Consider the following 21,880-nt stretch of genomic DNA (forward strand, 5'->3'; position numbering starts at 1 on the left):
ACTCAACGCGACGCGCGCAGGCCCGAAAGGGGATATGCCGTGACCATTTCATTCGCCGACCGCGCCAACGCCATCCGCGCCTTGTCGATGGACGCGGTGGAGGCCGCCAATTCGGGCCATCCCGGCATGCCGATGGGCATGGCCGATGTCGCGACCGTGCTGTTCAGCGACTATCTGAAGTACGACCCGACCGACCCCAAATGGGCCGACCGCGACCGCTTCGTGCTGTCGGCAGGCCACGGCTCGATGCTGATCTATTCGCTGCTGCACCTGACCGGCTATGCCCGTCCGACGCTCGACGACATCCGCAACTTCCGCAAGGTCGGGTCGCCCTGCGCCGGGCACCCCGAGAATTTCGAGCTGCCCGGGATCGAATGCACCACCGGCCCGCTCGGTCAGGGCCTCGCCATGGCGGTCGGCATGGCGCTCGCCGAGCGTCACCTCAACGCCGTATTCGATGACTCGATCGTTGATCACCGCACCTGGGTGATCGCGGGTGACGGCTGCCTGATGGAGGGCATCAACCACGAGGCGATCGGCCTTGCCGGGCATCTCAAGCTCGGTCGCCTGATCGTGCTGTGGGACGACAACGACATCACCATCGACGGCAAGGTGTCGCTGTCGTCGAGCGAGAATATCCCCGCCCGCTACGAAGCGACCGGCTGGCATGTCGTCGCCTGCGACGGGCACGATCCGGCCAGCATCGCTGCGGCGTTCGACGCCGCGCTCGCCGACCCGCGCCCCTCGCTGGTCCGCTGCAAGACGGTGATCGGCAAGGGCGCCCCGAACAAGGGCGGGACCAGCAAGGTTCACGGCTCGCCGCTGGGTGCCGAGGAAGTTGCCGCCGCCCGCGAAGCGCTCGGCTGGAACCACGCTCCGTTTGAAATTCCCGCCGACATTGCAGCCGCGTGGCTCGACGCGGGCAAGCGCGCCGCTGCGCCCAAGGCCGAGTGGACCGCACGCCTCGCCGCCCATGCCGACCGCGCCGAGTTCGAGCGCCGCATGGCGGGCGACCTCCCGGCCTTCAACCTAGACAGCTACATTGCCGATCTGCTCGCCAACCCGCCCAAGGTCGCGACGCGCAAGTCGAGCGAAATGGCGCTCGAACCGCTGACCGAAAACCTGCCCGAACTGATCGGGGGCTCGGCCGACCTCACCGGCTCCAACAACACCAAGACCAAGGCGACCGGCCCGCTCACCGCCGAAAACTATGCTGGCCGCTATGTCTATTACGGCATCCGCGAATTCGGCATGGCCGCCGCGATGAACGGCATGGCGCTGCATGGCGGTATCATCCCCTATGGCGGCACCTTCCTCGTCTTCTCCGACTATGCGCGCGGCGCGATCCGCCTGTCGGCACTCCAGCGCGCGCGCGTCGTCTATGTCATGACGCATGACAGCATCGGCCTCGGCGAAGACGGCCCGACGCACCAGCCGATCGAGCATCTGCAGAGCCTGCGCGCGATGCCCAATCTCAACGTCTGGCGTCCGTGCGACGCGGTCGAAACTGCCGCCGCCTGGCACCTGTCGCTGCGCACCACCGATGGCCCGTCGATGCTGGTCCTCACTCGCCAGAATCTCCGTCCGCTTGTCGCTGAGGGGCAGGTCGCCCAGATCGCCAACGGTGCCTATCGCCTCGAGGCAGCGCAGGCCGAGCGCAAGGTCATCCTGCTCGCCACCGGTTCGGAAGTCGAGATTGCGGTCGATATCCGCGCCGCGCTTGAAGCGCAGGGGATCGGTGCCGATGTCGTCTCGATGCCCTGCACCGAGGCGTTTGACGCGATGCCCGCCGCCTATCGCGACGACATCCTGCCCCGCAACGTGCTCCGCGTCTCGATCGAGGCGGGCAGCACTTTTGGCTGGCAGCGTTACACCGGCATCCACGGTCTCAATTTCGGCATCGACGGCTTTGGCGCGTCGGGTCCGGCCGAGGATCTTTACCGCCATTTCGGGCTGACCGCCGACGCGATCGTGCCCCAGATTATCGAACGGCTTGCCGTCTAACTTGCCGTCTAAGGAGAGACGAATGACGAAGGTTGCGATCAACGGATTCGGACGCATTGGCCGTCTGGTGGCGCGCGCCATTCTGGAGCGCCCCGACAGCGGTCTGGAACTGGTGACGATCAACGACCTGGCGGACGCCAAGTCGAACGCCTGGCTGTTCAGCCGTGATAGCGTGCACGGCAAATATCCCGGCACCGTGAGCGCGGACGGCGATGACCTGATCATCGACGGCAAGCGCGTGAAGGTGACCAAGGAGCGCGATCCCGCGAACCTGCCGCACGCCGCCAATGGCGTCGACCTCGTCCTCGAATGCACCGGCTTCTTCACCGACCGCGCGTCGGCCCAGAAGCATATCGATGCCGGCGCGAAGAAGGTGCTGATCTCGGCCCCGGGCAAGAATGTCGACCTGACCGTCGTCTATGGCGTCAACCACGACAAGCTCGAGGCCGGCCACACGATCGTGTCGAACGCATCGTGCACCACCAACTGCCTCGCGCCGGTGGCCAAGGTGCTGAACGACAGCATCGGCATCGAACGTGGCCTGATGACCACGATCCACGCCTACACCAACGATCAGAAGATCCTCGACCAGATCCATGACGACATGCGCCGCGCCCGCGCTGCGGCGATGAGCATGATTCCGACCACCACCGGCGCCGCGCGCGCCGTGGGTGAGGTGCTTCCGGAGCTGAAGGGCAAGCTCGACGGCTCGTCGGTGCGCGTCCCCGTGCCGGACGGCTCGCTGATCGACCTGACCTTCACGCCGAAGCGCGACACGACCAAGGAAGAGGTCAACGCGATCCTCAAGGCCGCGTCGGAAAGCGGCCCGCTGGTCGGCGTGCTCGCATTCAGCGACGAGCCGCTGGTGTCGATCGACATCGTCCACAACCCGGCATCGTCGACCATCGACAGCCTCGAAACCGCAGTCATCGACGGCAAGCTGGTCCGCGTGGTCAGTTGGTACGACAATGAATGGGGCTTCTCGAACCGCATGGTCGATACCGCCAGCACCATGGCGAAGCTGGGCTGAACCCGACAACCACACTGCCGCAAGCGGTAGGGCGCAACATGCTCCCCTCCCGCTTGCGGGAGGGGCTGGGGGAGGGCCTGTCACCCCGCTGAACCATCGGATTGGCAGGCGGCCGCTTTCCTACAGCCGCCCCTTTCGGTTAGGGTCGAACCATGACGCACAGTCACTCCCTCCCGACCCCGACCGGCAGCGCCACGTGTCAGCCTGACACGCGCATACACATGGCGAAAAACGTCAGACTTGTCAGGAACGGGTATGAAATTACCCGCTCAACCGGAGCGATCGCATGACCGGCCGGATTGCAGGCATTGCCCGCCACGCCATCCCAAAGGGGCCGATGGAGACCATCGACCACGCCACCGTCACGCTCGAAGGCGGTATCGGCGGCGATTTTCGCGGCGCGATGAAGGGCCAGCCCTACAAGCGCCAGGTCAGCCTGATCGAGGCGAACGACTGGGACGCCGCGATGGCTCAGGTCGGCCACTCGATCCCGTGGGAACAGCGTCGCGCCAACCTGCTGGTCGAGAATTTCGACCTGCCCCAGACCCCCGGTACCCGCATCCGCATCGGCGCGGACGTCGTCCTCGAAATCACCTGCGAGACCGAACCCTGTGAGCGGATGGAGGCGCTGGCCGATGGGCTGCGTGCCGCGCTCACCCCCGATTGGCGCGGCGGCGCGCTCACCAAAGTCATCACGCCCGGCAGCATTGCCGTCGGCGACAGCATCAGGATCGAAGAATGACCCGAGCCTTCAAGACCCTCGACGATATGGGCGACGTTACCGGCAAGCGTGTGCTGGTGCGCGAAGACCTGAACGTCCCGATGGCCGATGGTGCGGTCACCGACGACAACCGCTTCCGCGCGGCTGTCCAGACCGTCGCCGAACTCGCCGATCGCGGCGCAATCGTGCTGATTCTCGCCCATTTCGGCCGCCCCAAGGTGCCGAGCCCCGAACTCTCGACGGCTCAGCTTGCCCGTCCGTTCAGCCAGGTGCTGGGTCGCCCGGTGCGGTACATCGACTGGGAGGGCGACGCCGAGTCGGTCGCCACGCTTCAGCCCGGCGATATCGGCCTGCTCGAAAACACCCGCTTCTTCGGCGGCGAGGAGAAGAACGACCCGGCGACGGTCGACCGCTTCGCCGCGCTCGGCGATCTCTACGTCAACGACGCCTTCTCCGCCGCGCACCGCGCCCATGCCTCGACCGAGGGGCTGGCGCACCGCCTGCCCGCATTCGCCGGCCGCCAGATGGAGGCCGAACTCGACGCACTCGACAAGGCGCTCGGCAACCCCGACCACCCCGTCGCGGCAGTGGTCGGCGGGGCCAAGGTCTCGACCAAGCTCGACGTGCTCAAGGCCATGGTGGGGAAGGTCGATCACCTCATCATCGGCGGCGGCATGGCCAACACCTTCCTCGCCGCGCGCGGCGTCGATGTCGGCAAGTCGCTGTGCGAGCATGAGCTGGCCGGCACTGCGGATGAGATCTTCGACGCCGCCGACAAGGCCAATTGCACGATCCATCTGCCCTATGACGTGATGGTGTCGAAGGAATTCGCCGCCAACCCGCCGTCGCTGCGCACCTGCAACGTCCATGAAGTCGCCGCCGACGAGATGATCCTGGACATCGGCCCGGCGGCGAGCGAGGCGCTGGCGGACGTGCTCAAGAATTGCCGCACGCTGGTCTGGAACGGCCCGCTCGGCGCGTTCGAGACCAAGCCGTTCGACACCGCCACCATGGCGCTCGCCCACACCGTCGCCGCGCTGACCAAGGAAGGGTCCTTGGTCTCGGTCGCCGGGGGCGGGGACACCGTCGCCGCGCTCAACCAGGCCGGCGTCGCGGGCGACATGAGCTTCGTCTCCACCGCCGGCGGCGCGTTCCTCGAGTGGATGGAGGGCAAGGAACTGCCCGGGGTCGCGGCGCTGACGCGCTGACGGCATTTTTTCGGTCGCTTGGCTATCGTTGTCAGGCTTTTCAGCCGCTTGTCGCGCTGCAATAGGCCGCGCAACAAAGTGTCGGAACAGGGATGCCAGCGATGAACACCGCCGAAATGACCGCCAAGATCGCCGAAGGTAGTGGCTTCATCGCCGCGCTCGATCAGTCGGGCGGTTCGACGCCCAAGGCGCTGGCCGGTTACGGCGTTTCGGACGACGCCTGGTCGACCGAAGAGGAGATGTTCGGCCTGATCCACGCGATGCGCAGCCGCATCATCACCTCGCCCGCCTTTTCGGGTGACAAGGTGATCGGCGCGATCCTGTTCGAACGCACGATGGACGGCCAGGTTGATGGCAAGCCGACCCCGGCAGCGTTGATCGAGCGCGGCGTTGTCCCGTTCATCAAGATCGACAAGGGGCTGGAGGGCGAGGCGAACGGCGTTCAGCTGATGAAGCCGATGCCCGATCTCGACGCGCTGCTGACCAAGGCCAAGGGGCTCGGCGTGTTCGGCACCAAGGAGCGCTCGGTGGTCAACCTCGCCAACCGCGAGGGGATCGCTGCGGTGGTGAAGCAGCAGTTCGAGATCGGCGCACAGGTGCTCGGACACGGCATGATGCCGATCATCGAGCCAGAAGTGAACATCAAGTCGCCCGAGCGCGCTGAAGCCGACGCAATCCTCCGCGACGAAATCCTCAAGGCGCTCGACGCACTCCCCGAGGGGCAGCAGGTGATGCTCAAGCTGTCGATCCCCGCGACCCCCGGCCTGTTCGACCCGCTGGTCGACCATCCCAAGGTGCTGCGCGTCGTCGCCTTGTCCGGTGGCTACAAGCGCCCCGAAGCCTGTGCCGAGCTTGCCAAGAACCGGGGCATGATCGCCAGCTTCAGCCGCGCGCTGCTCGAGGATCTGCGCCATGGCATGAACGACACCCAGTTCGATGCGTCGCTCGCCCGCGCGATTTTCGATATCCACCGCGCCTCGACCAGCAAGGCGGTCGCCGCCTGAGCGCAGGGGGCGTGAAACGGACGCTTCCCGTCGCCCGTTTCGCGCCCTATCAGCGGCGGCATGATGATCGACGATGACGACCTGCCCCCGCTCGGCCCCGAATTCGCCGCCCAGTTCAAGCGCGACGACAAACGGCCGCCCTGCCAGCTCTATCTGATTTCTCCTCTCGACGTCGGCGGTACCTTCCCCGACAGGCTGGCGCGGGCACTCGACGCCGGGCCGGTCGCGGCCTTCCAGTTCCGCGTCAAGGACGTCGATCAGCACGAAGCGGCGCGCCTCGCGGATCCTTTGCTGCGGATCTGCGCAGACCGTGAGGTCGCGTTCATCGTCAACGACAGCATCAGCCTGGCCAAGCGCCTTGGCGCCGATGGCGTGCATCTGGGCCAGGGCGATGGCGATCCCCGCGAAGCCCGCGCCGTGCTCGGTCCGGCCGCGCAGATCGGCGTCACCTGTCACGACAGCCGCCATCTGGCGATGGAGGCCGGGGAGGCCGGGGCCGACTATGTCGCCTTCGGTGCCTTCTATCCCACCACGACCAAGCCGACGACGCACCGCCCTGACCCGGCGATCCTGTCGTGGTGGACGACGGTGTTCGAAATCCCGTGCGTGGCGATCGGCGGAATCACCCCCGCCAATGCCCTGCCCTTGATAAGCGCAGGCGCGGACTTCATTGCGGTGTCGAGCGCGGTGTGGGCGGGGGACGAGGCTGCGGCGGTGCGGGACTTCGCTCCGCTTCTTGGCGGCTGACCGGCAGGCGCGGAAACCGCTGCGCCGTTGCGCCGTTCTACCCCCGAACCGGTAGGAGAATTTGCGTGGGCAAGGGTGTTGCAGGATTGGTCGGAGCAGTCGCCCTCGCGATTGGCGGTGCGGTGGCGGTGCATGCGCAGAACAGTCCCGCGGAGAAAGCTGCACCCGCAATGCCTGGGCTGAGCCGCGATATCCTCCATGTCCAGGTGATCCTCGACCATCTCGGCTTTCCACCCGGCCCGCTCGACGGGCGTGAGGGACAGGGGCTGACTGCGGCGCTCAAGGCGTTCCAGATCACGCGCCAGATCCCGGTCACCGGCAAGACCGATGCGCGCACCTTGCAGGCGCTGCACGCGCACCGCGCGATCCGGCCGACCCGGATCGTCCGGCTCACCGCCGACATGCTTGCGGGTCCGTTCGTCCGCCCCTGGCCGCGCGACCCGCAGGCGCAGGCGAAGCTCAAGACGATGGGCTATCGCTCGGCGCTGGAAAAGCTGGCCGAGATGTTCCACACCACGCCGCAGGTGCTGATCGAACTGAACAGCGCGGACACCAGGCTCGCCGTCGGGGTGCCGGTCGAGGTGCCGAACGCGATTCCGCAATCGCGCGACTATCCCGCCGACCTCAAGCCCGAATGGCGCAAGACGCTGACCGACCTCAATGTTAACGCGGTCCAGCCCAGGGCGAACCGCGTCGTGGTCGACAAGTCCGACAAGGTGCTGCGTGTATTCGATGCCAAGGGGATGCTCGCGGCGCAATTCAACGTCACGGTCGGGAGCAAGCGCGACCCGTTGCCGATCGGCAGCTGGAAGATCAACGGCGTCGCGACCAATCCGGAGTTCCACTACAATCCCAAGCTGTTCTGGGACGTTAGCGACAAGAAGCCCGACGCCTTGCTCCCGCCCGGCCCCAACAGCCCGGTGGGCGTGGTATGGATCGACCTCAGCAAGCCGCATTACGGCATCCATGGCACGCCCGAACCGCATCTGATCGGGCGGAGCGAGAGCCATGGCTGCATCCGCCTGACCAATTGGGACGCGGCGCGGCTGGCGCTGATGGTGACACCGGGGACGCCGGTGGTGTTTCAGGAATGAGCCGGCTGCGGATCGTTTTGTGGCTGCTGGGAGGTTGCGCGGTCGCCCTGATCGCTTTCCTCGCCGCGACGATCCGGGTGGTCGAGCCGAGTGCCGCCGACGCCCGCCCATCGCAGATTGCGAAGCCGACACCAGCCCCCGCCCCGGTCGTCGCTCACGGCCCCGGTCTGATCGTTCCTGTCTATGGCGTCCCGCGCAGCGCGTTGCGCGGCAATTGGGGTGAGGCGCGCGGCGGGGGGACGCGGGCGCACCAGGGGATCGACATCATGGCATCGGCGAACACCCCGGTGATCGCTGCGGCCGACGGGCGGGTGGAGAAGCTGTTCTACTCGAACGGCGGCGGGGGCATCACCCTCTACCAGCGCTCAACCGATGGCGGGTGGATGTATTATTATGCCCACCTTGCCGGCTATGCGGAGGGAATCGCCGAGGGGCGGGTGCTGCGCGCGGGCGAGACGTTGGGCTATGTCGGCGACACCGGCAATGCCGGGGCGGGCAATTACCACCTACATTTCGGCATCGCGCGCATGGCACCGGGCGAGCGCTGGCATCAGGGGACGCCGGTGGACCCGTATCCGCTGCTTGCCGGATCGCGCGTAGATCGCTAAGGGCCGCGCCTGTTCTTTCTCAGCACTGTAGGCGATCCCCATGAAGATCAGCGGCGTGGACATCCGTCCCGGCAACATCATCGAATATGAAAACGGCATCTGGCGCGCGGTGAAAATCCAGCACACCCAGCCGGGCAAGGGCGGCGCCTATATGCAGGTCGAGCTCAAGAACCTGCGCGACGGGCGCAAGAACAACGTCCGCTTCCGCTCCGCCGAGACGGTCGAGCGCGTGCGCCTCGACACCAAGGATTTCCAGTTCCTCTACCCCGAGGGCGACGGCCTCGTCTTCATGGACAAGGAAACCTATGATCAGGTGACGCTGCCCCGCGACCTGCTCGGCGACGCTGCGGCGTTTCTGCAGGACGGAATGGACGTCGTCATGGAGCTGTATGACGAGGAAGCGATCAGCGTCCAGCTGCCCGACACCATCGAAGCGACGATCGTCGAGGCCGACGCGGTGGTGAAGGGGCAGACGGCATCGTCGTCCTACAAGCCCGCGATCCTCGACAATGGCGTGCGCATCATGGTCCCGCCGCACATCGCGAGCGGCACGCGCATCGTCGTCGATGTGTACGAGCAGACCTACGTCCGCCGGGCGGACTAAAGGCCCTCTCCCTTTGGGAGAGGGTTGGGTGAGGGTGGCTTGAGACCAACCTCACCCTCACCCTCCCATCGCTGACGCGATGGGCCCCTCCCTCTCCCAAAGGGAGAGGGGTATTGGAGCGTTTATGGTTTCCCATTCCGGCCTCATCACCGTCATCGAGCGTGCCGCGCGCAAGGCGGGGCCGCGGCTGCGGCGTGACTTCAACGAAGTCCAGCAGCTGCAGGTCAGCCGCAAGGGGCCGGCGGACTTCGTGTCGATGGCCGACAAGCGCGCCGAGGACTCGCTGATCGAGGAACTGCGCAAGGCGCGGCCCGACTGGGGGTTCCTGGTCGAGGAGCGCGGCGTGATTGCTGGCGATCCGGACAAGCCGCGCTGGATCATCGATCCGCTCGACGGCACCACCAACTTCCTGCACGGCATCCCCCATTTCTGCATGTCGATCGCGGTCGAGGATCCGCATGGGCCGCAGGGCAAGCCCGAAATCACGCATGGCTATGTCTATCAGCCGATCACCGATGAAAGCTTCTGGGCCGAAAAGGGCCGAGGCGCGTGGTTGCAGGGCCAGCGGCTGCGCGTTTCGTCACGCCGCGACCTCGCCGATGCGCTGATCGCCACCGGAATCCCGTTCCTGGGCCATGGCAATTTCGCGGAGTGGAGCCGCATCTTTGGCGCGGTCGCCCCCGAAGTCGCCGGCATCCGCCGCTTCGGCTCGGCCGCGCTCGACCTCGCCTGGGTTGCCGCCGGTCGCTATGACGGCTTCTGGGAAAGCGGCCTCAAGCCCTGGGATACCGCAGCGGGCATCCTGCTGGTCAAGGAGGCTGGCGGCTTCGTCACCGATTTCCGTGGCACCGACAATGCCCATGCGAAGGGCGAGATTCTCGCCGCGACCGACGCGATCCATTCGAAGCTGCACAAGCTGCTCGCCGGATCGCTGCGGTGATCCGCGCGGGGGCGTGGCTGCTGGCGCTGGGCGCTGCGGCGGATGCCCCCATGACGGTCTATTCCGCACCACCCCAGCACCGGTTGGTCGAGGGGGTTGCGACCGATGGCGAGACCATCTGGCTGTCGAGCGTACTGGATCGCAAAATCCTGATCCGCCGCGCGGGTGCCGATGCCAGGATGGCGATGCCTGCGGGCACGCTGCACCCGATGGGGCTGGCCTGGGATGCGCGCCGCAAATGGCTGTGGATCGCGACCGACTGCCCCGATCTTCCCGATGTCGCGAAATGCGAGTCCGGCGCTCTGGTCGCGGTGGATCGCAAGGGACGGCTCAAGGCGAAAGTCTCGCGCGGACCGGGCTTCCATCCCGGCGACGTCTCGGCCGCGAATGGCGAGGTGTTCGTGTCGGACGGCCTGAACGGCGCGGTCTATCGGCTGCGCGGCGGCGAGCTCGACCCGCTGATCGCCCCCGGCGTGGCCCGTTCGGCCCAGGGAACCGCGCTCACCGCCGATGGCACGCAGCTGGTAATCGCCGACTATGGCCGGGGCATTGCCACCGTCGACCTCAGCACCAAAGCGCGGACCTTGCTTCCGATGGCGGGGGACAAGCCACTGCGCGGGCTCGACGGTCTGGTCCGCGTCGGCGAGGATTATTACGCGATCCATAATGGCAGCACTCCCGGTTCGCTGATCCGCTTTCGGATCAACGGGGCGCAGATCGAGGTGACCGTCGCGCATCGCGGCGCGCCGCTTGTCGACCCGACTCAGCTCGCCCGCGACGGCAACCGATTGCTCATCGTCGCTGATGCCGGGTGGCCGGGTGCGAGCAAACCGGACCAGCCGCCGCGCGGGTCGGACACATTGGTCGCATTTTCCCTCCGCTAGTCGGTTAGTTGCGAATGATTCTCAAGGGTTTCCGCCCTTGATGCCCCCCAGTCATCGGCCTAAAGCGACCCCAAGATTCCGCAACCGCGAGGGCCGTCTTGGTCGACCTGTCCGAATATCTGCCGATCCTGCTGTTCCTGGGTGTGGCGCTGGTGCTGTCGAGCGCCTTCGTCTTTCTGCCCATGATCGCGGCCCGCTTCACCGGCGCGCATCAGCCGACGCCCGAAAAGCTCACCGAATATGAATGCGGCTTCCCCGCGTTCGAGGATCCGCGCAGCCAGTTCGACGTGCGCTTTTACCTCGTCGCGATCCTGTTCATCATCTTCGATCTTGAAGCGGCGTTCCTGTTCCCCTGGGCGGTGACGGTGTTCGATCTTGGGTGGGCTGCGTGGATTTCCATGATGATCTTCATCGCCGAACTCGGCCTGGGCCTCGCTTATGCGTGGAAGGTCGGGGCGCTGGATTGGGAATGAGTAACGTGAACCAGACTTCTCCGATCCTGAACGCGCAGGGGCAGCCGATGGCGGGCGGCGCGATCGTTCAACCCGATCAGTCGTTCTTCAACGACCTGAATGGCGAGCTCAACGACAAGGGCTTCCTCGTCACCTCGACCGAAGATCTGTTCCAGTGGGCGCGCACCGGCAGCCTGTGGTGGATGACCTTCGGCCTTGCCTGCTGCGCGGTCGAGATGATCCATGTCAATATGCCGCGCTATGACATGGAGCGGTTCGGCGCCGCCCCGCGCGCATCCCCGCGCCAGTCGGACGTGATGATCGTCGCGGGTACGTTGTGCAACAAGATGGCCCCGGCGCTGCGCCGCGTCTACGACCAGATGTCGGAGCCGAAATACGTTATCTCGATGGGCAGCTGCGCCAATGGCGGCGGCTATTATCATTATAGCTACAGCGTCGTGCGCGGGTGTGACCGGATCGTGCCGGTCGACATCTATGTCCCCGGTTGCCCGCCGACTGCCGAGGCTCTGCTGTACGGCGTGATGCAGCTTCAGCGGAAGATCCGCCGCATCGGCACGGTGACGCGGTGAAGGCCCCGGCTCCGAAATACGCCGCCAATGACGGCGTGATCGCGGCTGCGCAGGCGGCGCTGGGCGACATGCTGGTCGAGGCGACCGATCTGGTCGGTGAGGTCAATCTGACCGTCGATCGCGCGCGGTTGCCGGAGGCGATGATCGCGCTGCGCGACGGCGCGGGGCTGCACTATCAGGCGCTGATGGAGGTTGCCGGGGTCGATTATCCCGAGCGCGCCGAGCGGTTCGACGTCTGCTACATGCTGCTCAGCTACACCCGCAACCACCGCATCCGCGTCCGCGTGACGACGGACGAGGTTCAGCCGGTGCCGTCGGTCACCTCGATCTGGCCGGTCGCCGGCTGGCTCGAGCGCGAAGTGTACGACATGTACGGCGTGCTGTTCGAAGGGAATTCGGACCTGCGCCGCATCCTTACCGATTACGGGTTCCGCGGCCATCCGCAGCGCAAGGACTTCCCGCTCTCCGGGTTTGTCGAGCTGCGTTACTCCGAAGCCGACAAGCGCGTGGTCTATGAGCCGGTTCAGCTGGCGCAGGACTTCCGCAATTTCGACTTCATGAGTCCGTGGGAAGGGGCGGAATATATCCTGCCCGGCGACGAGAAGTACGTCGCGCCGCCACCGCCGCCCGCTCCCCCCGCGCCGCCGCCCGCCGTCAAGGTCGAGGAAAAGCCTGCCGCCGCGCCCGCAGCCAAGGGTGCGCCGACTCCTGCAACCGCCGATGCGGTCGCCAAGTCGGATGCTGCCGACAAGCCGGTCAAGGCGCGCGTGCGCAAGCCCAAGACCAGCGACGGTCCGCAGGACACCGGCATCGGCAAGGCGTCGCCCGGTGCCGGCCCGGCGCCCGCAAATCCCGATGTTGTGAAGAAGCCCCGCAAGCCCGCCAAGCCGCGCGCGAAGAAGGGGGATGAGGCATAATGGCCGAATATCTCGACGAAATCGCGGGTCGCACCGATGCGGGCGATCCCAGCACGGGCGACACGGCGATCGCCAACTACACGATCAACTTCGGGCCGCAGCACCCGGCGGCGCACGGCGTGTTGCGCCTCGTCACCGAACTGGATGGCGAGATTATCGAGCGGATCGATCCGCATGTCGGCCTGCTCCATCGCGGCACCGAAAAGCTGATCGAGTACAAGACCTATACCCAGGCGCTCCCGTACATGGATCGCCTCGACTATTGCTCGCCGCTGGCGATGGAGCACAGCTTCGTGCTCGCGGTCGAAAAGCTGCTCGACCTGGAAGTACCGGTGCGTGCGCAATATCTGCGCGTGTTCTTTGCCGAGCTGACCCGCATCTGCAACCACATGCTCAACCTCGGCGCGCACGTGATGGACGTCGGCGCGATGACGCCGAACCTGTGGATGTTCGAGCTGCGCGAGGACTGCCTCAATTTCTTCGAGCGCATGTCCGGCGCGCGCATGCACCATAATTACCTGCGTCCCGGCGGCGTGCATCAGGACGTGCCGCTCAAGCTGCTGACCGATATCGGCGACTGGCTCGACACGCGCCTGCCGCAGCTGTTCGGCGACGCGATCAGCCTGGTGGCGGAGAACCGCATCTTCAAGCAGCGCAATGTCGACATCGCGATCGTCAATCGCGACGACGCGGTCAAATGGGGCTTTTCCGGCCCGATGATCCGCGCCGCCGGTATTCCGTGGGATCTGCGCAAGTCGCAGCCCTATGACGTGTATGACCGCATGGATTTCGAAATCCCGGTCGGCACGCGCGGCGATTGCTATGACCGCTTCATGGTCCGCGTCGAGGAAGTGTACCAGTCCGCGCGCATCATGAAGCAGTGCCTGAACGATATGCCGTCGGGCCCGATCGCATCGCTCGACCGCAAGGTGGTGCCGCCCAAGCGCGCCGAGATGAAGCAGTCGATGGAAGCGCTGATCCATCACTTCAAACTCTATACCGAGGGTTTCCACGTCCCCGCAGGCGAAGTGTACGTCGCGACCGAAAGCCCCAAGGGCGAGTTCGGCATCTACATGGTCAGCGACGGGTCGAACAAACCCTATCGCTGCAAAATCCGCCCGACCGCATTCAGCCACTTGCAGGCAATGGACTTCATGTCGCGCGGGCACATGTTGGCGGACATCACCGCGATTCTGGGCGCGATGGATATCGTGTTCGGGGAGTGTGACCGGTGATTGCGCGGCTAGCAGAGTGGTTGGATGAGCGGGGGGACCTCCTGAGCGCCGCCAATCTCATTTTTCTGATCGGACCTGCAGCGGCGGTTGCGCTCTTTGCTGTGGTGATTTGGCGCGAAGTCTCTCAGGGCGCCGCGTTTTGGTCCGTACTTGTGACCGGGTTGGTTGTTGGCGCAGGATACTATGCCGCGTTGATGCGCGCTGTCGCTCGCCAAGGCGAGCGTCGGTATCAGAAGGACGTGCGGGAAAGTCTTTCTTCGGAATACAAAAATGGCTGACACCCTCACCCTCCACGACGCGGCCGTGAGCACCCGCATCGCGACCGCGCACGAAATGATCGCGCATTACAACGCGCAGGATGCCGACGCCTATGTCGCGCTGATGACCGACGATGCCTGTGAAGCGGGCTATCGCGGTGCGGTGCTGCGTGAAGGCAAGGAAGGCGTCCGCGCGGGGCTGAAGGCGATGTTCGCCCAGTTCCCGCACAACCGCGCCGACATCCTCGCCAGCTATGAGCTGGGCGAGACGGTGCTGCTCCACGAAACGGTCTCGCGCGCGCCCGATGGCGAGCAGTTCGAGGTCATGTCCATCTACACCTTCAGCGGCGACAAGGTGAGCCGCGTGGAGTTCATCCGGTGAGCGTTCTCGCAATTCTTTTTGCTATGGCGGCGAATGGCCCATCTGAATCGGTGCGGATCCGTATCAGCCATCAGTTTATCGCTGCCGTAGCGAAAGATCGCGATCCGGTCGCCACCGGCGTGGTCCAGGCGCTGACGGCCGAGCAGGCGGCACAGTTGAAGGCGTTCAAGTCGTGCAAGCCTGCTGTGCTGTCTCAGCCCCGCGCACCGAACCTCTCGTCAATCCTTTGGAGGTGTCGGGAGGATCGCAAGGAGGTGATGTGGGTGACCGAACTTCTGTTCGACGGGTCAAAAGTTGTCTCGATCGAGATTTTCCCTGCCTCCTCGCGGCCGGGCATAGGTTGAACTGGTATGGCTGACGCAAACGCAATCGAAGACACGCCGGAACTCCGCGCACGCTGGGGCGGGTTCGCCTGGACGGCGGAGAACGCCAAAAAGGCGGCGACCATCCGCGCGCGCTATCCCGAGGGGCGGCAGATGAGCTGCACCATCCCCTATCTCGACCTCGCCCAGCGTCAGGTCGGGGCGGAGACGGATACGCAGGGCTGGCTGCCGATCCCGGTGATCGAATTCGTCGCGCGTGAGCTCGACATGGCGGTGATCCGCGTGCTCGAGGTCGCGACTTTCTACACCATGTTCAATCTGCAACCGGTCGGCAAATATCATGTGCAGGTGTGCGGCACGACGCCGTGCTGGCTGCGCGGATCGGACGAGGTGTTCGCCGCGTGCAAGAACCGCGGCATGGCCAAGGGCAAGACCACGCCCGACGGCTTGTTCACGCTGACCGAGGTCGAGTGCATGGGCAATTGCGCCTCCGCGCCGATGGTCCAGATCAACGACGATAATTTCGAGGATCTGAACTACGACCGCACCGTCGCGATCCTCGACGCGCTGGCGCAGGGCAAGAGCCCCAAGGCGGGCACGCAGGAGCCCGGCCGCCACACCGTCGAGCCGCTTGGCGGCCCGACCACGCTGACCGCAATGGTGTCCGAAAACCACGATTACAGGAGCGAATGGTGAGCAAGAACACGATCTTCACGATCCTCGCCATCATCGGTGGCATCGTCGTCGCAATCTGGGCGCTGAAGCTCGCCGCGAAGCTGTTCGTGCCGCTGCTCGTCATCGGCGCGGGCGTCGCGATCTATCTCGCGGTCAAGGACAACAAGCGTATCGGGGGGCCGCGCTAAGATGCTCGCGGACAAGGACCGGATTTTCACCAACCTCTACGGCTATCAGCCGTGGACCCTGGACGCTGCGATCAAACGCGGCGCGTGGGACAATACCAAGAAGCTGCTCGAACTCGGCCCCGACACGATCATCGAGAAGATCAAGGCGTCGGGCCTGCGCGGGCGCGGCGGGGCGGGGTTCCCGACCGGCATGAAGTGGAGCTTCATGCCCAAGAACCCGACGCCCGAGCGGCCGAGCTTCCTGGTCATCAATGCCGACGAATCCGAACCGGGTTCGTGCAAGGACCGCGAGATCATCCGCCACGACCCGCATTTGCTGCTCGAAGGCGCGCTGGTCGCGGGCTTCGCGATGCGCGCGCGTGCGGCCTATATCTATATTCGCGGCGAATATATCCGCGAGGCCGAGACGCTGTTCAAGGCGATCGAGGAAGCCTACGCCAAGGGCCTGCTGGGCAAGAATGCCTGCGGTTCGGGCTATGATTTCGACGTCTTCTGCCATCGCGGCGCGGGCGCCTATATCTGCGGCGAAGAGACCGCGATGATCGAGAGCCTGGAGGGCAAGAAGGGCCAGCCGCGCCTCAAGCCGCCCTTCCCGGCGGGCGCGGGCCTTTATGGCTGCCCGACCACGGTCAACAATGTGGAATCGATCGCGGTTGCGCCCACGATCCTGCGCCGCAGCCCCGAATGGTTCGCGAGCTTTGGCCGTGAGAACAACAAGGGCACCAAGCTGTTCCAGATCAGCGGGCACGTCGAAAAGCCGTGCGTGGTCGAGGAAAGCATGTCGATCCCGTTCCGCGAGCTGATCGAAAAGCATTGCGGCGGCATTCGTGGCGGCTGGGACAACCTGCTCGCCGTGATCCCTGGCGGATCGTCGGTGCCGCTGGTTCCGGCGGCGGAGATCATGGACGCGCCGATGGATTTCGACGGCCTGCGCTCGCTCGGATCGGGCCTGGGCACCGCCGCCGTGATCGTGATGGACAAGTCCACCGACATCGTCGCCGCGATCAGCCGCATCAGCTATTTCTACAAGCATGAGAGCTGCGGCCAGTGCACCCCGTGCCGTGAGGGCACCGGCTGGATGTGGCGCGTGATGGAGCGGATGCGCACCGGCGACGCCGACATCAGCGAGATCGACACGCTGTTCAACGTCACCAAGCAGGTCGAAGGCCACACCATCTGCGCGCTCGGCGACGCGGCGGCATGGCCGATCCAGGGGCTGATCAAGCATTTCCGGCCCGAAATGGAGCGCCGGATCATCGAAAAGCAGGGCGGGGGACTTTCGCCAATGCAAGAGGCAGCGGAATAATGCCCAAGCTGACCGTAGACGGGATCGAAGTCGAAGTCCCCGCAGGTGCCACCGTGCTCCAGGCGTGCGAGGCTGCGGGCAAGGAAATCCCGCGTTTCTGCTATCACGAGCGCCTCAGCATCGCGGGCAATTGCCGCATGTGCCTGGTCGAGGTGAAGCCCGGGCCGCCCAAGCCGCAGGCGTCGTGCGCGCTGCCCGCCGCCGACAATCAGGACGTCCGCACCGACAGCGCGATGGTGAAGGCCGCGCGCGAAGGCGTGATGGAGTTCCTGCTGATCAACCACCCGCTCGATTGCCCGATCTGCGATCAGGGCGGCGAGTGCGATCTGCAGGACCAGTCGATCGCGTACGGGCGCGGGCACAGCCGCTACACCGAGAACAAGCGCGCGGTGACCGAGAAGTACATGGGCCCCATCGTCAAGACGGTGATGACCCGCTGCATCCAGTGCACCCGCTGCGTCCGCTTTGCCGAAGAGGTCGCGGGCGTGGAGGAGATCGGCGCGATCTATCGCGGCGAGAATATGCAGATCACGTCGTATCTGGAGAAGGCGGTCACGTCCGAACTGTCGGGCAATGTCGTCGACCTGTGCCCGGTCGGCGCGCTGACGTCGAAGCCCTATGCGTTCGAAGCGCGGCCGTGGGAGCTGAAGAAGACGCTGGCGATCGACGTGATGGACGCGGTCGGCACCAATATCCGCATCGACAGCCGCGGTCGCGGCGTGCTGCGCGTCCTCCCGCGCATCAACGAAGACGTGAACGAGGAATGGGCGCACGACAAGACGCGCCACCATGTCGACGGCCTCAGCTTCCGCCGGCTCGACAAGCCCTATGTCCGCAAGGACGGCAGACTGGTCGAAGCGACATGGGACGAGGCGTTCGCGGCGATCGCCGTCGCGGCCAAGGGTGCGGGCGACAAGGTTGCCGCGATCCATGGCGACCTGCTCGATTGCGAGACGATCTTCGCCGCCAAGAAGCTGGTCCAGTCGTTCGGCTCGACCCTGCTCGAAGGGCGTCAGACCGGCATGGCGTATGACACGTCGTCGTTGTCGGCGGTAAATTTCAACACCACGATCGCGGGTGTCGAAACGGCGGACGTGATCCTGCTGGTCGGAACGAACCTGCGCTGGGAAGCGCCGCTGGTGAACACCCGCGTGCGCAAGGCGATCAAGCGCGGCGCCAAGGTCTTCGCAATCGGGCCGGAAACCGACCTGACCTACAAAACGACGTGGCTCGGCAACGATCTCGGCCTGCTCGGCAAGCTGCCCAAGGCGGCGGCGGATGCGTTCAAGGATGCGGCACGCCCGATGGTGATCGTCGGCGGCGCGGCGCTCAAGAACGGGCATGGCGCGGCATTGGCGCTGGCGAAGAAGCTGAACCTTGTGCGCGAAGGCTGGAACGGCTTCAACGTGCTGCACATGGCGGCGAGCCGCATGGGCGGCTTGATGCTCGGTTTCGCGTCGAAGGGCGGCATTGCCGACATCGTCGCGGCAAGCCCCAAGCTGACCTTCTTCCTCGGCGCGGACGAAGTGGATTTCTCCAACTTCGCCAACAGCTTCAACGTCTATATCGGCCATCATGGCGACAAGGGTGCACATGCGGCGGACGTGATCCTGCCGGGCGCGAGCTATGCCGAGAAGCATGGCACCTATGTCAACCTGGAAGGCCGGGTCCAGCGCAGCGAGAAGGCGGTTTCGGCCCCCGGCGACGCGCGTGAGGATTGGACGATCCTGCGCGCCCTGTCCGAAGTGATGGGCAAGACGCTGCCGTTCGACAGCTTTGGCGAACTGCGCGCGGCAATGGCCGCCGAAGTGCCGGCGCTGGGCAGCGAAGGGCTCGCCAGCTTTGGCTGGAACCCGCCCGCGCTGGATGCGAAGGGGGAATGGGCCAAGGGAGAAGAGGAAATCGCTTACCCGATCGCCGACTTCTACCTGACCAATGCCATCTGCCGCGCATCGCCGACGATGCAGCGCTGCTCGGCCGAACTGATCCACGGCGAGGATTTCGCGGAGGCGGCGGAGTGATGCGCTCCTCATTCGTCACCCCAGCGAAAGCTGGGGTCTTGTGCCGCAAGCGCGCGCTCTATTCTCTTGAGACCCCAGCTTTCGCTGGGGTGACGGGTATGTTCGCATGACCGACTTTTTCCAGAACACCCTCGGCATGTCCTTCGAATGGGCGTGGTTCGTCGCGACGATCGCGGGCATCCTGCTGATCGCGCTGCCGCTGATGCTGGCGGTGGCGATGATCATCTATGCCGATCGCAAGATCTGGGCGGCGATCGCGCTGCGGCGCGGTCCGAACGTCGTCGGCCCGCTCGGCCTGCTCCAGTCGTTCGCGGACGGGCTCAAGGTCTTTCTTCAGGAAACCATCATCCCGTCGAGCGCGAACAAGGGGCTGTTCCTGCTCGCGCCGATCATCACCTTCACCGTCGCGCTGATCGTGTGGGCGGTGATCCCGTTCCAGGCGGGCGTGGTGCTGTCGAACATCAATGTCGGCCTGCTCTACATCCTCGCGGCGTCGTCGCTCGGCGTGTACGGCGTGATCCTGGCGGGCTGGTCGTCCAACTCGAAATATCCCTTCTATTCCGCGGTGCGCGCCGCGGCGCAGATGGTCAGCTATGAAGTCTCGATCGGTTTCGTGCTGATCGCGGTGGTGCTGTGGGCGGGGACGTTCAACCTGACCGGGATTGTCGAGGGGCAGCGCGGCCATGTCCTTGGCCTGTTCAACGGCTATGGCTTCAACCCGCTGCTGTTCCCGATGGCGGTGGTGTTCCTGATCTCCGCCCTCGCCGAAACTGCGCGCGCGCCGTTCGACCTGACCGAGGCGGAGGCGGAGCTGGTCGCCGGCTACCAGACCGAATATTCGTCGATGAGCTTCGCGCTGTTCTGGCTGGGCGAATATGCCAACGTCATCCTGATGTGCACGCTCAACGCGGTGCTGTTCTGGGGTGGCTATTTGCCGCCGATCGACTGGGCGCCGCTCTATGCGGTGCCGGGCATCATCTGGCTGTTCGCCAAGATCCTGTTCTTCTTCTTCGTCTTCTCGTGGATCAAGGCGACCGTTCCGCGCTACCGCTATGACCAACTGATGCGCCTGGGCTGGAAAATCTTCCTCCCGCTGTCGCTGTTCTTCGTATTCCTGGTTTCCGGCTATCTGATGCTGGACCGCGTTGGAGTTCCCGCATGAGCGTCGCCCAACTCGTCCGTTCGTTCACCCTGTGGGAGTTCGTGAAGGCGCATGCCCTCACGCTGAGGTATCTCTTCAAGCCCAAGGCGACGATCAACTACCCGTATGAGAAGAACCCGCTCTCGCCCCGCTTTCGCGGCGAGCATGCGCTGCGCCGTTATCCGAACGGCGAAGAGCGCTGCATCGCGTGCAAGCTGTGCGAGGCGATCTGCCCTGCGCTGGCGATCACGATCGAGGCCGAGCCGCGCGAGGACGGCAGCCGCCGCACCACGCGCTACGACATCGACATGACCAAGTGCATCTATTGCGGGCTGTGCGCCGAGGCATGCCCGGTCGATGCGATCGTCGAGGGCCCCAATTTCGAATTCGCGACCGAAACGCGCGAGGAGTTGATCTATCACAAGGAAAAGCTGCTCGCGAACGGCGACCGCTGGGAACGCGCAATCGCCGCGAACCTTGCCGCCGATGCACCCTATCGTTAAGCGCGCGGCACCAAAGGGGCACATGATTCCGTGATTCAAGCAATCGCCTTCTATCTCTTCGCCGGGGTGGTAATCCTCTCCGCCGCGATGACGATTACCGCCCGCAATCCCGTTCATTCGGTGCTGTGGCTGATCCTGGCGTTCTTCAACGCCGCCGGGCTGATGGTACTCGCAGGCGCCGAGTTTATCGCGATGCTGCTGGTCATCGTCTATGTCGGCGCGGTCGCGGTGCTGTTCCTGTTCGTCGTGATGATGCTCGACATCGACTTTGCCGAGCTGCGCGCCGGGTTCGTGCGCTACGCCATGTTCGGCCTCGCCATCGCGGTTGCGCTGGCGGCGGAGATCGTCATCGGCACCTTTGCGTGGAGCGCGGGCAAGATCGATCTGGCCAAGCGCGTCGCCCCGATCGACCCCGACACTGCACTCGGCCAGGTGTCGAATATCGAAGCGGTCGGCATGCTGCTCTACACCCGCTATCTGTATCTGTTCGAGGCTGCCGGCTTCATCCTGCTCGTCGCCATGGTCGGCGCGATCGTGCTGACCCACCGCCAGCGCGGCGGGGTGATGAAGCAGAATGTCTGGCGCCAGATCAACCGGCGTCAGAAGGACGCGACCCGCAACGTCAACCAGCCCGTCGGGCAGGGGGTGGAGCTGTGATCGGAATCACCCATTATCTCGTCGTCAGCGCGATCCTGTTCACCATGGGCGTGCTGGGCATCTTCATGAACCGCAAGAACCTCATCGTCATCCTGATGGCGATCGAGCTGATCCTGCTCAGCGTGAACCTCAACCTCGTCGCCTTCTCGTCGTACCTTGGCGACATGGTGGGTCAGGTGTTCGCCATGTTCGTGCTGACCGTTGCGGCGGGTGAGGCCGCGATCGGTCTCGCCATCCTCGTCATCTATTTCCGCGGCCGCGGCACGATCTCGGTCGACGACGTCAATCGGATGAAGGGCTGATGCGCGTGAAGAAGCTCGTCATGCCAGCGAAAGCTGGCATCTCCCTCCTCCAGCGTGCGCCCTCGTGGCACGAGACCCCAGCTTTCG

The 21,880-nt window shown here is 65.2% G+C and carries 26 protein-coding genes; all 26 read left to right on the top strand.

Annotation, left to right across the window (positions count from 1 at the left end):
* Positions 1–39: 39 nt before the first annotated feature.
* Positions 40–2,004, top strand: coding sequence for a transketolase (tkt, locus tag LRS08_RS16350; protein ID WP_260480978.1), 1,965 nt, complete (start codon positions 40–42; stop codon positions 2,002–2,004).
* 22 nt (positions 2,005–2,026) lie between these two features.
* Positions 2,027–3,034 carry a type I glyceraldehyde-3-phosphate dehydrogenase gene (gene gap / locus LRS08_RS16355; protein WP_260480979.1) on the top strand — a complete coding sequence of 336 codons (1,008 nt, stop codon included), beginning with the start codon at positions 2,027–2,029 and terminating at the stop codon, positions 3,032–3,034.
* Positions 3,035–3,320: 286 nt separating this feature from the next.
* Positions 3,321–3,776, top strand: coding sequence for an MOSC domain-containing protein (locus tag LRS08_RS16360; protein WP_257846155.1), 456 nt, complete (start codon positions 3,321–3,323; stop codon positions 3,774–3,776).
* Complete coding sequence (locus LRS08_RS16365) at positions 3,773–4,963, top strand: phosphoglycerate kinase (RefSeq protein ID WP_257846154.1); 1,191 nt, start codon at positions 3,773–3,775, stop codon at positions 4,961–4,963. The genes LRS08_RS16360 and LRS08_RS16365 overlap by 4 nt, the downstream gene beginning before the upstream one ends.
* Before the next feature lie 101 nt (positions 4,964–5,064).
* On the top strand, positions 5,065–5,967 hold the full coding sequence (locus LRS08_RS16370; RefSeq protein WP_260480980.1) for a fructose bisphosphate aldolase: 903 nt from the start codon (positions 5,065–5,067) through the stop codon (positions 5,965–5,967).
* A gap of 60 nt (positions 5,968–6,027) precedes the next feature.
* On the top strand, positions 6,028–6,714 hold the full coding sequence (gene thiE, locus LRS08_RS16375; protein WP_374581677.1) for a thiamine phosphate synthase: 687 nt from the start codon (positions 6,028–6,030) through the stop codon (positions 6,712–6,714).
* 170 nt (positions 6,715–6,884) lie between these two features.
* Entirely contained in the window at positions 6,885–7,808 is a 924-nt protein-coding gene (locus LRS08_RS16380) for a L,D-transpeptidase family protein (protein WP_257846203.1), read from the top strand.
* Positions 7,805–8,416: a murein hydrolase activator EnvC family protein gene (locus LRS08_RS16385; RefSeq protein ID WP_260480981.1), complete on the top strand. Its 612-nt coding sequence runs from the start codon at positions 7,805–7,807 to the stop codon at positions 8,414–8,416. Before LRS08_RS16380 ends, LRS08_RS16385 begins: the two co-directional genes overlap by 4 nt.
* Before the next feature lie 40 nt (positions 8,417–8,456).
* Positions 8,457–9,020 (top strand): elongation factor P, encoded by a 564-nt coding sequence (gene efp / locus LRS08_RS16390; RefSeq protein ID WP_257846149.1) that lies wholly within the window; start codon positions 8,457–8,459, stop codon positions 9,018–9,020.
* Between the two features lie 124 nt (positions 9,021–9,144).
* Positions 9,145–9,960 (top strand): inositol monophosphatase family protein, encoded by an 816-nt coding sequence (locus LRS08_RS16395; protein WP_257846148.1) that lies wholly within the window; start codon positions 9,145–9,147, stop codon positions 9,958–9,960.
* A complete protein-coding gene (locus LRS08_RS16400; RefSeq protein ID WP_257846147.1) occupies positions 9,957–10,844 on the top strand; it encodes a hypothetical protein in 888 nt (295 codons plus the stop codon). Before LRS08_RS16395 ends, LRS08_RS16400 begins: the two co-directional genes overlap by 4 nt.
* A 98-nt stretch (positions 10,845–10,942) precedes the next feature.
* Entirely contained in the window at positions 10,943–11,317 is a 375-nt protein-coding gene (ndhC, locus tag LRS08_RS16405; protein ID WP_260480982.1) for an NADH-quinone oxidoreductase subunit A, read from the top strand.
* Between the two features lie 47 nt (positions 11,318–11,364).
* Positions 11,365–11,886: a NuoB/complex I 20 kDa subunit family protein gene (locus LRS08_RS16410; RefSeq protein ID WP_257846202.1), complete on the top strand. Its 522-nt coding sequence runs from the start codon at positions 11,365–11,367 to the stop codon at positions 11,884–11,886.
* The gene (locus tag LRS08_RS16415) at positions 11,883–12,803 is read left to right on the top strand and encodes an NADH-quinone oxidoreductase subunit C (protein WP_257846145.1); all 921 of its coding nucleotides are present in this window, start codon (positions 11,883–11,885) and stop codon (positions 12,801–12,803) included. Before LRS08_RS16410 ends, LRS08_RS16415 begins: the two co-directional genes overlap by 4 nt.
* Positions 12,803–14,038, top strand: coding sequence for an NADH-quinone oxidoreductase subunit D (locus LRS08_RS16420; protein WP_260480983.1), 1,236 nt, complete (start codon positions 12,803–12,805; stop codon positions 14,036–14,038). The genes LRS08_RS16415 and LRS08_RS16420 overlap by 1 nt, the downstream gene beginning before the upstream one ends.
* On the top strand, positions 14,035–14,316 hold the full coding sequence (locus tag LRS08_RS16425; RefSeq protein ID WP_257846144.1) for a hypothetical protein: 282 nt from the start codon (positions 14,035–14,037) through the stop codon (positions 14,314–14,316). Before LRS08_RS16420 ends, LRS08_RS16425 begins: the two co-directional genes overlap by 4 nt.
* Complete coding sequence (locus LRS08_RS16430) at positions 14,309–14,677, top strand: nuclear transport factor 2 family protein (protein ID WP_257846143.1); 369 nt, start codon at positions 14,309–14,311, stop codon at positions 14,675–14,677. The genes LRS08_RS16425 and LRS08_RS16430 overlap by 8 nt, the downstream gene beginning before the upstream one ends.
* Positions 14,674–15,021 (top strand): hypothetical protein, encoded by a 348-nt coding sequence (locus tag LRS08_RS16435; RefSeq protein ID WP_260480984.1) that lies wholly within the window; start codon positions 14,674–14,676, stop codon positions 15,019–15,021. Before LRS08_RS16430 ends, LRS08_RS16435 begins: the two co-directional genes overlap by 4 nt.
* Positions 15,022–15,027: 6 nt before the next feature.
* Positions 15,028–15,696: an NAD(P)H-dependent oxidoreductase subunit E gene (locus LRS08_RS16440; RefSeq protein ID WP_257846141.1), complete on the top strand. Its 669-nt coding sequence runs from the start codon at positions 15,028–15,030 to the stop codon at positions 15,694–15,696.
* Positions 15,690–15,863, top strand: coding sequence for a hypothetical protein (locus LRS08_RS16445; protein ID WP_260480985.1), 174 nt, complete (start codon positions 15,690–15,692; stop codon positions 15,861–15,863). Before LRS08_RS16440 ends, LRS08_RS16445 begins: the two co-directional genes overlap by 7 nt.
* Position 15,864: 1 nt before the next feature.
* Positions 15,865–17,169, top strand: a complete 1,305-nt coding sequence (gene nuoF, locus LRS08_RS16450) for an NADH-quinone oxidoreductase subunit NuoF (RefSeq protein ID WP_257846140.1) — start codon at positions 15,865–15,867, stop codon at positions 17,167–17,169.
* A complete protein-coding gene (gene nuoG / locus LRS08_RS16455; protein ID WP_257846139.1) occupies positions 17,169–19,190 on the top strand; it encodes an NADH-quinone oxidoreductase subunit NuoG in 2,022 nt (673 codons plus the stop codon). Before nuoF ends, nuoG begins: the two co-directional genes overlap by 1 nt.
* Positions 19,191–19,296: 106 nt before the next feature.
* Positions 19,297–20,352 (top strand): NADH-quinone oxidoreductase subunit NuoH, encoded by a 1,056-nt coding sequence (gene nuoH / locus LRS08_RS16460; RefSeq protein ID WP_257846138.1) that lies wholly within the window; start codon positions 19,297–19,299, stop codon positions 20,350–20,352.
* A complete protein-coding gene (nuoI, locus tag LRS08_RS16465; protein ID WP_257846137.1) occupies positions 20,349–20,834 on the top strand; it encodes an NADH-quinone oxidoreductase subunit NuoI in 486 nt (161 codons plus the stop codon). Before nuoH ends, nuoI begins: the two co-directional genes overlap by 4 nt.
* 30 nt (positions 20,835–20,864) lie before the next feature.
* Complete coding sequence (locus tag LRS08_RS16470) at positions 20,865–21,491, top strand: NADH-quinone oxidoreductase subunit J (protein WP_257846136.1); 627 nt, start codon at positions 20,865–20,867, stop codon at positions 21,489–21,491.
* The gene (gene nuoK, locus LRS08_RS16475; RefSeq protein ID WP_257846135.1) at positions 21,488–21,793 is read left to right on the top strand and encodes an NADH-quinone oxidoreductase subunit NuoK; all 306 of its coding nucleotides are present in this window, start codon (positions 21,488–21,490) and stop codon (positions 21,791–21,793) included. Before LRS08_RS16470 ends, nuoK begins: the two co-directional genes overlap by 4 nt.
* The last annotated feature ends 87 nt before the right edge of the window (positions 21,794–21,880 follow it).

The organism is Sphingomonas sp. J315, assembly GCF_024666595.1.
Classification (GTDB): Bacteria; Pseudomonadota; Alphaproteobacteria; order Sphingomonadales; family Sphingomonadaceae; genus Sphingomonas.